The sequence below is a fragment of the Pseudoduganella rhizocola genome (genome assembly GCF_045984285.3).
In the GTDB taxonomy this organism is placed as follows: Bacteria; Pseudomonadota; Gammaproteobacteria; order Burkholderiales; family Burkholderiaceae_D; genus Rugamonas.
The window spans coordinates 112,182-127,160 of sequence record NZ_JBJQIK030000008.1 but is presented as its reverse complement, the minus strand read 5'-3'; the positions used below and the strand labels follow the sequence as shown (position 1 = coordinate 127,160).

The window sequence follows — 14,979 nt, the reverse complement described above, 5'->3', positions numbered from 1 at the left end:
CCAACAAGGACTGCCAATGCTCTGGATCAAAGCGCTGCACATCGTCTTCATCGCCAGCTGGTTTGCCGGCCTGTTCTACCTGCCGCGCATCTTCGTCAACCTGGCGATGGAAAAGTCGGCGCCGGCCACCGAGCGCCTGCTGCTGATGGCGCGCAAGCTGTACCGCTTCACCACCCTCCTCGCCGTGCCGGCGCTGGTGCTGGGCGGCTGGCTGGTCTGGATACAGTACCTGGAAGCGGGCAGCAAGCTGCCGGGCTGGCTGCACGCCAAGCTGACGCTGGTGGTGCTGGTGATTGGCTACCACCACGCCTGCGGCTCGCTGCTGAAGAAATTCGAGCGCGGCGTGAATGCGCGCGGCCATGTGTTCTACCGCTGGTTCAATGAAGTGCCGGTGCTGCTGCTGCTGGCCATTGTGGTGCTGGCGACGGTCAAACCGTTCTGAGGATGAGATGAGCAAGGTCTGCCAATACTATTTCGCGCCGCATTCGCCGTGGGCCTACCTGGGCCATGCGCGCTTCGTGGCGCTGTGCAAGGCCAACAAGGTGGCGATCGAACTGAAGCCGCTGGACCTGGGCAAGGTGTTCGGCGTGTCCGGCGGGCTGCCGCTGGCCAAGCGCGCACCGCAGCGCCAGGCCTACCGGCTGGTGGAGCTGGCGCGCTGGTCGGAATTTCTCGGCGTGCCGCTGACGCTGCAGCCGAAATTCTTCCCCGTGTCGCCGGACGCGGCGGCCAGGCTGATCATCGCCGCGCGCCTGAGCCATGGCCTGGATGCGGCGCTGGCGCTGAGCGAAGCCGTGATGCGCGGCCTGTGGGCGGAAGAAAAGAACATCGGCGACGAGGCCACGCTGGCGGCGATCGCCGGCGCCTGCGGGCTGGATGGCGCGGCGCTGCTGAAGGCGGCGCAAACGGCGAGCGTGCAGGCCGAATACGACAGCAACACCGAAGCGGGGACGGCAGCGAACGTATTCGGTTCGCCCTGGTACATCCTGGACGGCGAAAGCTTCTGGGGCCAGGACCGCCTCGACTTCCTCGAGCGGAAAATAATTGGGGACAGACCCTGATTAAATAAATTGGGGACAGACCCGGATTTCCGAAATCCGGGTCTGTCCCCAATTTTCAGGCAATATTTACTTACGGACAAAGGGTACACCGATGACTTCTTATTTTTGCCCATGCCCGCGCGGCATGGAAGGGCCGCTGGCGGAAGAGCTGGCGGAGATTGCACAACTGAGCCCGACGCTCAAGGTGCATAACCAGGTGCCGGGCGGCGTGCATTGCTCGGGCGACCTGTATGACGCTTACCGCATCAACCTGTACAGCCGTATCGCCTCGCGCGTGCTGATGCGCATGGGCGTCTGCCATTACCAGAACGAGAACGATATCTACGACCTGGTGCTGGCCCAGCCCTGGGAGGAGTGGTTCGGCGTGCACCACACGATACGGGTCGATGTCACCGCCATCAAGTCGCCGCTCAAGAGCCTGGAATTCACCACGCTGAAGATCAAGGATGCCGTGTGTGACCGCTTCCGCGATATGTACGGTAAGCGGCCGTCGGTCAATACGCGCGAGCCGGATATGCGCATCGCCGGCTTCCTGGACCAGCGCCAGTTCATCATCTACCTCGATACCTCGGGCGAGGCGCTGTTCAAGCGCGGCTGGCGCAACGAGACGGGCGACGCGCCGCTGCGCGAGAACCTGGCCGCCGGCCTGCTGCGCGTGTCCGGCTGGAAGCCGGGCGTGCCGCTGTTCGACCCGATGTGCGGCTCGGGCACCATCCTGTGCGAAGCGGCGCAGATGGTGCAGGGCGTGCCGCCCGGCGCGCGCCGCAAGTTCGCCTTCGAGAAGTTCCACGATTTCGATCCGGCCCCGTGGCAGGAGATGAAGGCGTCCATCAAGGCCAATCCGCTGCCGTCCGAACCCACCATCTTCGGTTCCGATATCTCGGGCGATATGGTGGCAATGACGCGCCACAACCTGAAGAGTGCAGGTATCCTGTTCGAAGTGCCGCTGAAGCAGATCGAGGCGCAGCAGGTGCAGGCGCCGACCGCCCAGCCGGGCATTTTGCTGACCAACCCGCCGTATGGCGAGCGGATCGGCGTGCGCGGCGACTCCACGCTGGCGGATGACGAGCTGGCCAAGTCCTTCTACGCCGATTTCAGCAGCACGCTGAAGCAGCGTTTCGCGGGCTGGACCGCCTACCTGTTCACCGCCGACCTTGGCCTGCCCAAGCTGCTGCGTCTGAAGGAATCGCGCAAGACGCCGTTCTTCAATGGCGCGCTGGAATGCCGCCTGTTCCGCTTCGATATGGTGGCGGGCTTTAACCGGCGCGAAGAAGCCAAACCGAAAACCGAGTAAATGTTCCCGGAATCACCCGCCAACCTGCCGCCCGATCCTGTTCCACCCCCTGCGCCCCAGCTGAAACCGGGGCCCAGGCCGCTCGGGCGGCGCGGGCTGGCGGTGGTGCTGGCCGCGCTGTCGATGTTCGGCCCGTTCTGCATCGACGCCTACCTGCCGGCTTTCCCGCAGATCGAGGCCGACCTGCGCGCCACGCCGCTGCAGCTGCAGCAGAGCCTGACCGCCTACCTGCTGGCTTTTGCCGGCATGGTGCTGTGGCATGGCGCGCTGTCGGACGCCTTCGGGCGGCGCAATGTGATCCTGGTGTCGCTGGTGGCCTTCGCCATCGGCACCGTGGGCTGCGCCGCCGCGCACAGCGTGGAATACCTGTGGATCTTCCGCGTGCTGCAGGGCGTGTCGGCCGGCGCCGGGCTGGTGGTGGGGCGGGCGATCATCCGCGACCTGTACCACGATGCCGAAGCGGCGCGCCTGCTGTCGCTGGTGACGATGATCTTCTCGATCGCGCCGGCGCTGGCGCCCATCCTGGGCGGCGCCATCGTGCAGGTGGCCGACTGGCGCACCATTTTCCTGGCGCTGCTGGGCTTCAGCATCGTGCTGTTCGTGGTGTGCTGGCTGCGCCTGCCGGAGACGCTGCCGCCGCACAAGCGGCAGCCCTTCAACCCGCGCCACCTGTGGCATAACTACCGCATGATCCTGGCCTCGCCGCTGTTCCACCTGAAATCCGGGGTGGTGGCGCTCAATTTCGCGGGGCTGTTCGTGTTCATCACGGCGGCGCCGGTGATGCTGCCGCAGCAGCTGCACCTGGGGCCGGGCGATTTCGGCTGGCTGTTCATTCCCTCGGTGGCCGGCATCTTCCTGGGCGCGCTGGCGGCGAACCGGGTGGCGGGCCGGATCAGCTTCGCGCGCCAGATCGGCTACGGCTACGTCTTCCTGCTGGCGGCGGCCGTCATCAATGTGGCCTTCCACCTGCTGCACGCCCCGGCGCTGCCGTGGACCGTGCTGCCGATTTTCGTCTACACCTTCGGCATGTCGATGGTGGCGCCGGCCGCCACCTTGCTGACGCTGGACCTGTTCCCCCAGATCCGGGGCACGGTGGCGTCCTGCCAGAGCTTCGCCACCACCCTGCTGAGCGCGGTGATTGCCGGCGTCGTTGCCCCGGCTTTGTCCCATTCGGTGCTGGCGCTGGCCGCCGGCCAGCTGCTGTTTGCGGGCGGCGGCCTGGGACTCTGGCTGCTGGCACGCCAGTACCGGCGCCGACTGGCGGCGAAACAACATTAACGGCGGAAAAATCGAAAAAGTTTAGGGGGAAATTTGTGTTTCCCTTAAGCCAGCGTACCTTTATGCTAAGATCCCCTTTGGTCCCGCGCCCCCGCCTGGCGTGCGGCCCGCACCGGGGAAACGTCCACTGACGGCACAGCGCACATGCACCAACCTGACCACGACATCCGCAATCGACTGCTGATCGCCCGGCTGCCGGCCATGCCGCAGATCCTGATCAAGCTGATCGAGCTGCTGCAGGCGGACGACGCCGGCATGCCGGAACTGGCCGCGCTGATCGCCCAGGACGCGGGCATGGCCAGCAAGATCCTGGGCGTCGCCAACAGCTCGGCCTACCACCGCGCCGGGCGCCAGGTCAGCCTGGAGCAGTCGCTGGTGTCGCTGGGCACGGACATGATCAAGACCCTGGTCATCAGCGAATCGGTGTACCAGACCTTCAGCAGCTTCCCCCATTCCGGCGGCACCGATCTGCGCAGCTTCTGGCAGCATTCGCTGGCCACGGCCGTCATCGCGCGCGACGTGGCGCGCCTGATCGCCTACCCGCAGCCGGAGGAGGCCTACCTGGCCGGCCTGCTGCACAATGTGGGCCGGCTGGCGCTGCTGGCCACGGCGCCCAAGGAATATGCCGCCAATTTCCAGGCGCGCGACGACGAGGCGCTGTGCGCCGTCGAGCAGCGCACCCTGCAGATCACCCATACCGAAGCGGGCGCCTGGCTGGTGGAACGCTGGCGCCTGGACTCCTTCCTGGCCGACTCCGTGCTGTACCACCACGAGGCCAGCGCGCGCCTGAGCACCGCCCATCCGCTGATCCGCCTGGTGCGCCTGGCGCACCTGCTGGCCTACCACCGCGACGATGCGGACGCGCTGGACGAGGCGGCCGGCCTGTGCGGCCTGGAGCCGGCGCAGCTGCAAAGCGTGGTGCAGCATGCCGCGCGCCAGGTGCAGCAGTCGGCCGACTACCTCGGCATCGACCTGGAAGGGGCGGACGATATCGTGCCGCCGCCGGCGCAGCTGGCCGCGCCGGCCGACCCGGTGCAGCAGCGCCTGCAGCAGGAAGTGCGCGATATGGTGCTGGTGTCCGAAATGGGCCAGAGCTTCAGCCGCCAGCAGGGCGATGGCGCCATGCTGGACGCGATGACGCGCTCGGCGCGCATCCTGTTCGATTTCGACAGCGCCCTGCTGCTGCTGGAGCATCCGGCCGGGCAGGGACTGGTGGGCGCGGGCGGCAGCGAGCAGCCGCAGCGCCTGGCCGAATTCACCCTGCCGCTGGGCGACGGCAGCCACGCGGCGCAGGCCGCGGCCGAACGGCGCCCGGTGCTGGCCGCGAGCAGCGCCACGCCGGCCTCGCTGGCCGAGGAACAGCTGTTCCGCATGCTGGGCAGCGAGGGCATGGTGTGCGTGCCGCTGGTGGCCGGGCAGCGCTGCCTCGGCGTGCTGGTGGGCGGCGTCGCGGCCTGGCAGCTGCCGGCCGCGCAGCAGCGCCTGCGCTTCCTGCAGGCCTTCGGCAACCAGGCCGGGGCCGCGCTGGAAACCGCGCTGTCCGAACGCGGCCACGCCAAGCGCCAGCTGGCGCATGTGGCCGACGAATACCGCGACGCCACGCGGCGCGTGGTGCACGAGGTGAACAACCCGCTGTCCATCATCAAGAACTACCTGTCGGTACTGGACAGTAAACTGGCGCGGCGCGAACCGGTGGTGGGCGAGCTGTCGGTGCTGAACGAAGAGATCGACCGCGTGGGCCAACTGATCCAGGGCCTGGCCGAGGGGCCCGCCGCCGACGCCGCGCGCACCGCCCATATCGGGCGCGTGGTGGACGATGTGCTGCGCTTCTTCCGCAGCACCAGCTTCGTGCCGGCCTCGGTGCAGCTGCTGGTGCGCATGCAGGACGAACACAATGACATCGAGGGCGACCCGGACTCGCTGAAGCAGATCCTGCTCAACCTCGTGAAGAATGCGGTGGAAGCGCTGCCCGAAGGCGGCCGCATCGAAATCGCCCACCGCGGCCTGGTAAACCGCGAGCGCCAGCTGTACGCCGAAGTGGCGGTGGCCGACAACGGTCCCGGCCTGCCGCCGGAGGTGCTGGCCAAGCTGTTCGCGCCGGTCGCCAGCAGCAAGGGCGGCGCGCACCGCGGCCTGGGCCTGTCCATCGTGCACAGCCTGGTGCACAAGCTGGGCGGCATGATCAGCTGCCGCAGCGGCAAGGGCGGCACCACTTTCGAACTGCTGCTGCCGGTGCGCGCTGCCGCGGCCCCGACCGCGGCCACGGGCCGCCTGCTCGATTCCGTATAAGCGACCATGATCCTGACCCCGAACGACGCCTCCGCCTTCTATCCGCGCCTGCTGCTGGTCGACGACGAACCGCGCCTGCTGGCCTCCCTGCATGCGCTGCTGTCCGGCCGCGGCTACCACCTCGAAACGGCGGCCACCGGCGCCGACGCGCTGGCCCAGCTGGACAAGCTGCAGTTCGACCTGGTGCTGCTGGACCTGCGCCTGCCGGACATGAGCGGGCATGACATCATGGACGTGATCAATGCGCGCGAGATGGATTGCGACGTGGTGGTGATGTCCGGCGAAGTGGGCATCGATTCCGCGATCGGCGCGCTGAAGCGCGGCGCCTACGACTACCTGCGCAAGCCTTACAGCCCGGAAGAGCTGATCAAGACCGTCGACAACGCGCTGCAGAAGCGCCGCCTGAAGGTCGACAACCACACCATCACGCAGCGCCTGGAAAATTCGGAGAAGATGTACCGCTACCTGGTGGACAGCTCGCCGGACCTCATCTACACCCTGAACCACGCCGGCGAATTCACCTTCGTCAACGACCGCGCCGCCACCCTGCTGGGCTACGAGCGCGACGAGCTGCTGGGCAAGCATTATTCGCTGGTGGTGCACGACGAGGACCAGGAGAAGGCGCGCTACGCCTTCAACGAGCGCCGCGTGGACCAGCGCGCCTCGCGCAATGTGGAGCTGCGCCTGAAGTGCAAGACGGCCATCGGCAGCGCCGAGCGCACCTTCAACAACACGCTGATGACGATTTCGCTGAACGCGATCGGCATGCACGTGCCGGACAATGCGGTGCGCAAGCACGAATTCTTCGGCACCTATGGCGTGGCGCGCGACATCACGGACCGCAAGCGCGCCGAGGAAACCATCTCCTACCAGGCCTACCACGATATCCTGACCGACCTGCCGAACCGCGTGCTGTTCAAGGACCGCCTGGGCCTGGCCGTGATCCAGGCCAAGCGCAAACTGTCCGAACTGGCCGTGATGTTCATCGACCTGGACCGCTTCAAGCTGGTCAACGACACGCTGGGCCACGTGAAGGGCGACGAGCTGCTCAAGCAGGCCGCCGCACGCCTGAAGGACTGCCTGCGCAAGGGCGACACGCTGGCGCGCCAGGGCGGCGACGAATTCACCATCGTGCTGCCGGAACTGCGCGACCGCAACGACGCCAAGGTCATTGCCGAAAAATTCCTGGAAACGCTGCAGAAGCCCTTCGACCTGGATGGCCATGTGGTGCATATCTCGGCCTCGATCGGCATCGCCGTCTATCCGAGCGACGGCGAAAGCATCGACGAGCTGCTGCGCCACGCCGATATCGCCATGTACCAGGTGAAGGCGCTGGGCAAGAACGGCCACAGCTTCTACCACGCCTCGATGCAGGACGTGTCGCACCAGAAGATCGCGCTGGAACAGGCGCTGCGCAAGGCGCTGGAACACGGCGAACTGGAAATGTACTACCAGCCGCAGCTCGACGTGGCGAGCGGCCGCATCATCGGCGCCGAAGGCCTGATGCGCTGGAACCATCCGCAGCGCGGCCTGCTGTCGGCCGGCGAGTTCCTGCCCTTCGCCGAAGAGAACGGCCTGATGCTGCCGATTTCGGACTGGATGATCGGCGCCCTGTGCCGCGACCTGCTGCACTGGCAGCAGGCCGGCGCGGACACCATCCGCCTGTCGCTGAACCTGTCGCCGCAATACCTGGACCGCGGCGATTTCTTCGAGAAGATGCGCGGCGCGCTCACGCGCTACAACATCTCGCCGGCGCAGATCGAAGTGGAGATCACCGAGAACATCTGCATCCGCAATCCGCAGTATGCGATCGAGCAGCTGAACAAGCTGTGCCAGCTGGGCGTGTCGGTCGCCATCGACGATTTCGGTACCGGCTATTCCTCGCTGAGCTACCTGCACCGCTTCCCGATCCACACCATCAAGATCGACCAGAGCTTCGTCAAGGAGATCCACGACGAAAGCGGGCATTACCCGGTGATCCTGGCGATCATCTCGATCGCGCGCGGGCTCGGCCTGCACCTGGTGGCGGAAGGCGTGGAGACGGAAGTGCAGGCGCGCTACCTGCAGGCCAACGGCTGCAGCACCATGCAGGGCTACCTGTTCCACCGTCCGATTTCGCTGGGCGCCTTCATGGACGTGCTGGCCGCGCAGGAACGCATCGCACCGCAAGCGGCCGCGCCGCGCGCCCTGCAGGCATAAGCCCATGATCGTCACCGAAGCCCTCGTCGCCAAAACCGCCGCTGCCGTCGACAACAGCAGCTACACCGCCGAATTCCTGCGCGTGAAAGGCCAGGCTGAACGCGGCAATCCTGCTGCGCAGCACAGCCTCGGTTATATGTACTTCCACGGCAAGGGCGTGGCGCGCAATGAGGAACTGGCCGTGGCCTGGTACCGCCAGGCCGCGAATGCCGGCCTAGAACACGCGCAATACAACCTGGGCGTGATGTACCAGAAGGGCCAGGGCGTGGACGCCGACCTGTGCGAGGCAGCGCGCTGGTACCAGATGGCGGCCGAAAAAGGTTATGCGGCCGCGCAGTACAACCTGGGCTGGCTGTATGCCAAGGGCCAGGGCGTGGCGCAGGATACCGAACAGGCGCGTTTCTGGTTCAGCAAGGCCGCGGAACAGGGCGATGCCGGCGCGCAGAACAACCTCGCCATGATGTACGACACCGGCAAGGGCGTGCCGCAGGACTATGCGCAAGCCCTGTACTGGTACCAGAAGGCCGCCACGCAGGGCTATGCGCGCGCGCAGTTCAACCTCGCGCTGCGCTACGACAACGGGCATGGCATCGATCCCGATCCGGAACAGGCCATCCAGTGGTACCGCAAGGCGGCCGAGCAGGGCTATGCGCCGGCGCAGTTCAACCTTGCGCTGCGCTATGACAAGGGGGACGGCGTGCCGCAGGACACGCGCCAGGCCATCCACTGGTACCGCCGCGCCGCCGCGCAGGACCATGTGAGTTCGCATTTCAACCTGGCGCTGATCTACGACAACGGCAGCGGCGTGCCGCGCAATCCCGAACGCGCGATGGAGTGCTACCGCGCCGCCGCGCAGCTGGGCCATGCGGCGGCACAGAACAACCTGGGCCAGCGCTACCAGCACGGCCAGGACGTGGCGGCCGATGCCACGCGCGCCGCGCACTGGTACCGCCAGGCGGCGGAGCAGCGCTTCCCGGCCGCGCAATACCATCTCGGCCTGCTGTACGAGGCGGGCGAAGGCGTGCCGCAGGATACGCAGGAGGCCATCCGCTGGTGCCGCGAGGCCGCCGAGCAGGGCCACGCGCGCGCGCAGTTCGACCTCGGCCTGCGCTATGAAAACGGGCAGGGTCTGCCGCGCGACCTGCGCAAGGCCCTGAGCTGGTATTCGCGCGCCGCCGAACAGGATTACGCGGCCGCCCAGTACATGCTGGGCCAGCTCTATGACCGCGACGACGGTCCGGCGCCGAACACGGTGCGCGCCAACCACTGGTACCGCAAGGCGGCCGAAAACGGCCACACCCTGTCGCAGTTCACGCTGGCGCTGCGTTGCGACAGCGGGCAGGGCATGGCGCGCGATTTCGTGCAGGCCTTCCACTGGTACTTGCGGGCCGCCGAACAGGGGCATGGCCGCGCCCAGCTGAATACGGGGCTGATGTTCCTGTCGGGACAGGGCGTGGCGGCCGATGCGGCCCAGGCCTGGCACTGGCTGGCGCAAGCCGAACGCCAGGGCATGCCCGGCGCGGTGCGCTACCTGGCGCAGGCCGCGGCCCGCCTGGCGCCGGCGCAGCTGGCGGCGGCCCGGGCCGGGCAGGAACTGGCCGCCGCTTGAATCCCCGCTGTGACAATTGGTGATTAAGTTCTCTGCTTTCCTGTCGTTAACAGGGTAGAGCGGCGCTTTGTCCGCCAGCCACGGACACGCCATGCAGCTTACCAACACGCCCGCGCTTTTCGCCCTGCGCGCCATCGAGCGCCACGGGATGGACGTCGCCGACAGCTTGCGCCGCCTGTCCAGCGGACTGCGCATGAGCTCTGCGCGCGACGATGCGGCGGGCCTGGCGATCAGCGAGCGCATGGGCTCCCAGCTGCGCGGCATGCAGCAGGCGAACCGCAACATCAATGACGGCATCTCGCTGCTCCAGACCGGCGAAGGCGCGCTCGGCACCATTACCGACATCTTCCAGCGCGTGCGCGAGCTGGCCGTGCAGGCGGCGAGCGATACCAATAATGCGCAGGACCGGATGGCGATCCAGCTCGAAGCTTCGGCGCTGCTGCTGGAAGCGAAGCGCATGGTGGAGGACACCAACTATAACGGCATCAGTCTGCTGGACGGGAGCTTCAGCTCACACCTGCAGATAGGGGCGAATGCGGGGGACCTGCTGCAGCTGGGCATACCGTCCATCTTCCATGTGGACGCCGACGGCTACAATCCGACCTCCATTGACCTGACCTCGCATGCCGACGCCACCAAGGCGCTGACTTTCCTCGACGAGCAGATCCTGCATATCGACATGGTGCGCGCGCGCATGGGCGCGATGCAGAACCGGCTGGGCTACGCCAGCAGTAATAACGCCACGATGGCCGAGAACTTGGCCGCTTCCCGTTCCGCCATCCTCGATACCGACTTCGCGGCGGAGACCGCGCGGCTCACGCGTAGCCAGATCCTGCAGCAGGCGGCGATGGCCATGCTGGCGCAGGCCAACTCCCAGCCGCGCCTGATCCTCAACCTGCTGCGCAGCATCTAGTAGGGCTGGCGCTCCAGCCAGTCGAAGGCGGCATCCTGCGCTTCGCGCGGGAACACGTGGCCGCCGGGCAGCACGCGCGCATCGAACTTCGCCTCCGCATCCCAGGACTGCCATACGCGGCGCATTTTCGCGAAAGCCTGTTCGGCCGAGTGCAGAGGGAACAGCTTGTCCTGCGCGCCGGTGAAGAACAGCGCGGGTTTGGGCGCGGCAAGGCTGGCCACGTCCGGGAAGTCCATATAACGCAGCAGGCCGGGATGCAGCATCTGCCAGGCGGAGGAGCCGCGCAGCTGGTTATTCCCCGGCACCATCAGGCCTTCCGTGGTCGCCATCCAGCTCACCGCCACCACGGCCTTGATATCATCGGACAGCGCGGCCACCTGCCAGGCGCGGAAGGCGCCCATCGAAAAGCCGATGGCGGCCACGCGGCGCGTATCGACTTCCGGCAGCGAGGCGAGGAAGGCGGCGGCGCGCACGTCTTCCGCCGCCATGGCGCCCGCCATCGAGCTGCCCAGGTTGAACATATTAGCCGCCAGCGCCTGCTGCGCGTCTGCCGTCATCGGACCGCGGTCGCCCCAGCCCAGGGCATCCACCGCCAGCACCACATAGCCGCGCTGGGCCAGCGCATCGCCCGGCAGGCGGCCGGAGAAACTCTTCCCGGCCCATGCCATCGACGAGGCCTCGCGCGCGGGATCGTTCCAAGTCGTGATGAGCTTCTCTTTGCCGATATCGAACTTCGCGCCATGGTCGTGCAGCATCAGCGCCGCGGGATGCCTGCCCGCCGCTTTCGGCACCAGCAGCAGCGCGCGCACCCGGCTTTCGGCGGTGAGGTTGAATACGACCTGGCGCGCCACATAGCTGCCCCGGTCCTGCTCCGCAATCAGCTGCGGCACAAAGGGCGAGTTATCGCGCGGCTGCAGCGTGAGTTCCCACAGCTTCGCGCGGCCGGCGGCGCGCCAGGCCGGCAGGTCGTGCACATCCTGCGACCACGCCATCGGGAACGCCAGGCGCTTCTTCAGCGCCTGCTGATAGACCGGCAGCGCATCGCGCACGCCTTCATGCTGGTAATCCTGCGCAGGCGCGGCGGCGGAAATGCTGAGTGCCATGGCAGTGAGGAGGTAGCGCATCATCATCGATCTTCGGCTGGAAAATTCAATGATCGCACATGCGGCCGCTGCTTGAGTCGAAAGGGGTGAGGTAAAATTTGATCATGAAAATTGCCGCAGCCATTCTCCTGAGTCTCGCAGCATCCTCTCCATTTGCGCAGGATGCCGAGCCCGAAAAACCTTCCGAGCAGATCGTGGTGGTGGGCCAGAAGCCGGGCCCGGGCTTGTGGAAGGTGAGTAAGGGCGATCATGTGCTGTGGGTGTTCGGCAGCTACGCGCCGCTGCCCAGGAAGATGGAGTGGCGCTCGCGCGAGGTGGAAAAGATACTCGCGGAATCGCAGGAGTATCTGCTGCCGCCAAATGCGCGTGCCGACGTCGGGTTCTTCAAGGGGTTGACCCTGCTGCCGCAGATGATCGGCCTGAAGAAAAATCCTGACGGCGCGGAACTGAAGGAAGTGCTGCCTGCGGACGTCTACGCGCGCTGGCTGGAACTCAAGCAGAAATACATTGGCGACGACAGCGGCATTGAACGGGAACGGCCGCTGTTTGCGGCAGACGAACTGCATCGCCGTGCGCTCGGCAAGATTGGTCTCGGTACGGATAAGGAAGTGCGTGAGCGCATTGAGAAGCTCGCCAAACAGAACAAGGTGCCGGTCACGAAAACGACCATCACGCTGGCGCTGGATGACCCCTCGCGCATGCTCAAGGAATTCAAGAAGTCGCCATTGGAAGACGTGGCGTGTTTCCGCAAAACGCTGGACCAGCTTGAGGGCGAGCTGGATACGCTGCGTACGCGCGCCAACGCCTGGGCCGTTGGCGATATCGGCGAGATCCTCAAGCTGAATTTTGCAGAGCGCGAGAATTCCTGCCGCGATGCCGTATACAACAGCCAGTTCATGAAAGAGCAGGCCAGCTTCCACTCCATGGAACAACGCATGCGGGAATCCTGGCTGAATGCCGCCGAGCGCGCGCTGGCGGCCAACCGCTCTACATTCGCAGTGCTCCAGCTACGCGATATCGTTGACCCCGACGGCTATATCGCCGCGCTGAAGACCAAGGGTTATTCAGTCCAGCCGCCTGAATGAGCCGATGGACAGGCGCAGCAAAACGCCTGCGGATCAGCGCGTCAACTGGGCATCTCCCCAGCTTGCCACCACGGGCTGCGCCTTGCCGGATTTTGCATCCCGCACCACCAGTTCGATGACTTTCCTGCCCCGGATATCGGCCTTCAGGCGGTGCGCCTTGCTGCCGAATGCCAGCTCCGGGCTTTCGGCCAGCAGCTTGCCGTCGCCATAAACGTAGAAGCGCAGGGGCTGGCCAGTGTTTTCGGTTGAGTCATCTACACCGACGGAGGCTGTGAACTGCGCATAGCCGGCATCGTTCCTTACCTGAAGACGCGAGTTGGACAGCACGCCAATCCCCGAGTCGAACGACTGGCCCGCCACTTGCAGGGTCTGGCCGTACGGGGTGGTATCCGCCTGTGCCCCGCCCCAGCCTGCGTATTGGGGACGGGAGCCGCCGGAGCGGGTGTTGGACCATGGGTCGATCATGCGGTGAATGCTGGGGTCGAGCTGTGGCTGCCGGGTGCCGTCGATGGCGACGTTGATTGCGCCGGGAATCTCGGAGAGGTAGACGCCGTTTTCCAGCTGCCGCTTGCCAGTCGCTTCGAATACCAGCGTCTCGTGTGGCGCCAGCGTAAATGCCTTCTCGCCGGTGAAAGTGAGGCTTTGCTTCGACCACAGATCGCGCAGTGTGACCGGTGCGTTGTCCGACAGCTTCAGGTGTTTGGCGAGCAAAGTCACCGGCGCCGGTGCTGCGCCGCGGTTGAACAGCGCGACAGCCTTGCGCTGGCCGTCGCCCAGCGTCTTGACGATGATCTGCGCATCGTCGGAATCGTAGGCCACCACGCCCTGGTGGCCGGCCTTGTCCTGGTTCAGTCCCACCACGTCGGCGTTGCCCAGCACGTCGAGGAATGATGCAGGCCCATTGCGCAAGTCATAGCTGACCAGCAGCGGCGCATTGATCATTGCCCAGAGCGAGAAGTGGGAACGCACTTCGACCGGATGGGCGGCGTCAAATTCGCCATGGCCGATGTGCAGGATGTCGGGATCGTTCCAGTGGCCCGGCCCCGCATACAGCGGGCGTTTCGCGGCGCTGTCGAAGTTGTGCAGCATGCTGGTCCAGCTTGGCGTGATGTCGGCGCTGGTGCGCCACAGGTTGCCGACGTCCTTGCCCCAGCTGCGCACGTTCGCCATGCCCCAGGCGCAGATCGACAGCACATAGTCCCTGGCCGGCCGCGCCGCCTTCAGCGCGGCGGCAACGGCTTCGTAGCGGCCTTTCACGGCAGCGATGTCGGTGCGGTTGATCGAGCCGCGTTCGATGAGCGGCGCCATGGCGCGGTAGTCCTGGCGTTTCACCAGATCGGAACCCGGCACGAAATCGGCCAGCCCGCAGGCATCGATCTTGATGTAGTCGAAGCCCCATTCCTTGAAATACAGGCTGATGTCCTGCTCGACGTGGCCGTCGAGGCCTACCTCGCGCTCGGCGGTCGTGCCTTCCGGCAGATTGGGGGAATGCAGGTCGTAGGCTTGCGAGCAGGCGTTGCGGCCGATGTCCGTATAGATGCCGGCCTTCAGGCCCATGGCGTGCAGCCGGTCGGTGAATGGCTTGAAGCTGGTGCCGTCCGGGCCGCCGGTGGCCGCCGACGGGAAGATGCCGGTGCGGATCTGCAGGCGCCCATCGCCGCTGCGGCGCTTGAGCCACCAGCCATCGTCGAGGTTAACGTAGATATAGCCAAGCTTGGCCAATCCGCTGTCGACCAGCACGCGCGCGGCGCCCATGACTTTCGCTTCGTCGACTTCGGTGCGGAAGGCATTCCAGCTGTTCCAGCCCATCGGCGGGGTGCTGGCGCTGCCGCCGGCACTGCCTTCCCAGCGGCCGGCGGGCGCCAGCGGATCGGCCGCCGGCCCGGCCCATGCCGGAGTGAGCGATAAAGCGATTGCCGCAGCAAGAACTCCACTAAGAACCCTGAATTTCGGGGCTTCACTCATTCCAGGCCAGCGCTTTTGCATGCAAATCTCCGATAAGGAATCTGAAAATGTTATGGCTTTAGATAGTAAACGAGAGACGTCAAAAAGAAAAGCAACCCTCCTTAAACGAAAAAAATACAACTAAAACGAAAATATTTAGAAAGATTTCTACATTTCGTTCGATAATTTCGTTACTATCGGATC

The 14,979-nt window shown here is 65.7% G+C and carries 11 protein-coding genes; 9 read left to right on the top strand and 2 right to left on the bottom strand.

All coding sequences use genetic code 11. From position 1 onward, the window contains the following. Positions 1-16: 16 nt before the first annotated feature. The 8 genes from ACJRPG_RS17930 to ACJRPG_RS17895 all read left to right on the top strand — a co-directional run bounded on the left by ACJRPG_RS17930 (position 17) and on the right by ACJRPG_RS17895 (position 10,643). Positions 17-442 carry a CopD family protein gene (locus ACJRPG_RS17930; protein WP_408001464.1) on the top strand — a complete coding sequence of 142 codons (426 nt, stop codon included), beginning with the start codon at positions 17-19 and terminating at the stop codon, positions 440-442. Positions 443-449: 7 nt separating this feature from the next. Next, positions 450-1,061 carry a 2-hydroxychromene-2-carboxylate isomerase gene (locus ACJRPG_RS17925; protein ID WP_408001463.1) on the top strand — a complete coding sequence of 204 codons (612 nt, stop codon included), beginning with the start codon at positions 450-452 and terminating at the stop codon, positions 1,059-1,061. Positions 1,062-1,152: 91 nt separating this feature from the next. Beyond that, complete coding sequence (locus ACJRPG_RS17920) at positions 1,153-2,355, top strand: THUMP domain-containing class I SAM-dependent RNA methyltransferase (RefSeq protein ID WP_408001462.1); 1,203 nt, start codon at positions 1,153-1,155, stop codon at positions 2,353-2,355. Next, on the top strand, positions 2,356-3,633 hold the full coding sequence (locus tag ACJRPG_RS17915) for a multidrug effflux MFS transporter (RefSeq protein ID WP_408001461.1): 1,278 nt from the start codon (positions 2,356-2,358) through the stop codon (positions 3,631-3,633). 144 nt (positions 3,634-3,777) lie between these two features. Continuing rightward, positions 3,778-5,922: an HDOD domain-containing protein gene (locus ACJRPG_RS17910; RefSeq protein WP_408001460.1), complete on the top strand. Its 2,145-nt coding sequence runs from the start codon at positions 3,778-3,780 to the stop codon at positions 5,920-5,922. Between the two features lie 6 nt (positions 5,923-5,928). Continuing rightward, entirely contained in the window at positions 5,929-8,121 is a 2,193-nt protein-coding gene (locus tag ACJRPG_RS17905; RefSeq protein WP_408001459.1) for a putative bifunctional diguanylate cyclase/phosphodiesterase, read from the top strand. 4 nt (positions 8,122-8,125) lie between these two features. After that, positions 8,126-9,730 carry a tetratricopeptide repeat protein gene (locus ACJRPG_RS17900; protein ID WP_408001458.1) on the top strand — a complete coding sequence of 535 codons (1,605 nt, stop codon included), beginning with the start codon at positions 8,126-8,128 and terminating at the stop codon, positions 9,728-9,730. Positions 9,731-9,821: 91 nt separating this feature from the next. Beyond that, complete coding sequence (locus ACJRPG_RS17895) at positions 9,822-10,643, top strand: flagellin N-terminal helical domain-containing protein (RefSeq protein WP_408001457.1); 822 nt, start codon at positions 9,822-9,824, stop codon at positions 10,641-10,643. Here ACJRPG_RS17895 and ACJRPG_RS17890 read toward each other — a convergent pair. After that, on the bottom strand, positions 10,640-11,773 hold the full coding sequence (locus ACJRPG_RS17890) for a dienelactone hydrolase family protein (protein ID WP_408001456.1): 1,134 nt from the start codon (positions 11,771-11,773) through the stop codon (positions 10,640-10,642). The two genes, ACJRPG_RS17895 and ACJRPG_RS17890, sit on opposite strands and share 4 nt — an antisense overlap. A 77-nt stretch (positions 11,774-11,850) precedes the next feature. On the opposite strand from ACJRPG_RS17890, the gene ACJRPG_RS17885 reads away from it, so the two are divergent. Continuing rightward, positions 11,851-12,831 (top strand): TraB/GumN family protein, encoded by a 981-nt coding sequence (locus ACJRPG_RS17885; RefSeq protein ID WP_408001455.1) that lies wholly within the window; start codon positions 11,851-11,853, stop codon positions 12,829-12,831. A gap of 33 nt (positions 12,832-12,864) precedes the next feature. Here the strand turns inward: ACJRPG_RS17885 and ACJRPG_RS17880 are convergent, their stop codons facing one another. After that, positions 12,865-14,796 carry an NPCBM/NEW2 domain-containing protein gene (locus tag ACJRPG_RS17880; RefSeq protein WP_408001454.1) on the bottom strand — a complete coding sequence of 644 codons (1,932 nt, stop codon included), beginning with the start codon at positions 14,794-14,796 and terminating at the stop codon, positions 12,865-12,867. Positions 14,797-14,979: the final 183 nt, after the last annotated feature.

What these genes read in the sequence shown, in the direction of transcription:
- ACJRPG_RS17930 (WP_408001464.1), top strand. Translation starts at nt 17, where the DNA reads ATGCTCTGGATCAAAGCGCTGCACATCGTCTTCATCGCCAGCTGGTTT.
- ACJRPG_RS17925 (WP_408001463.1), top strand. Translation starts at nt 450, where the DNA reads ATGAGCAAGGTCTGCCAATACTATTTCGCGCCGCATTCGCCGTGGGCC.
- ACJRPG_RS17920 (WP_408001462.1), top strand. Translation starts at nt 1,153, where the DNA reads ATGACTTCTTATTTTTGCCCATGCCCGCGCGGCATGGAAGGGCCGCTG.
- ACJRPG_RS17915 (WP_408001461.1), top strand. Translation starts at nt 2,356, where the DNA reads ATGTTCCCGGAATCACCCGCCAACCTGCCGCCCGATCCTGTTCCACCC.
- ACJRPG_RS17910 (WP_408001460.1), top strand. Translation starts at nt 3,778, where the DNA reads ATGCACCAACCTGACCACGACATCCGCAATCGACTGCTGATCGCCCGG.
- ACJRPG_RS17905 (WP_408001459.1), top strand. Translation starts at nt 5,929, where the DNA reads ATGATCCTGACCCCGAACGACGCCTCCGCCTTCTATCCGCGCCTGCTG.
- ACJRPG_RS17900 (WP_408001458.1), top strand. Translation starts at nt 8,126, where the DNA reads ATGATCGTCACCGAAGCCCTCGTCGCCAAAACCGCCGCTGCCGTCGAC.
- ACJRPG_RS17895 (WP_408001457.1), top strand. Translation starts at nt 9,822, where the DNA reads ATGCAGCTTACCAACACGCCCGCGCTTTTCGCCCTGCGCGCCATCGAG.
- ACJRPG_RS17890 (WP_408001456.1), bottom strand. Translation starts at nt 11,773, where the DNA reads ATGATGATGCGCTACCTCCTCACTGCCATGGCACTCAGCATTTCCGCC.
- ACJRPG_RS17885 (WP_408001455.1), top strand. Translation starts at nt 11,851, where the DNA reads ATGAAAATTGCCGCAGCCATTCTCCTGAGTCTCGCAGCATCCTCTCCA.
- ACJRPG_RS17880 (WP_408001454.1), bottom strand. Translation starts at nt 14,796, where the DNA reads ATGAGTGAAGCCCCGAAATTCAGGGTTCTTAGTGGAGTTCTTGCTGCG.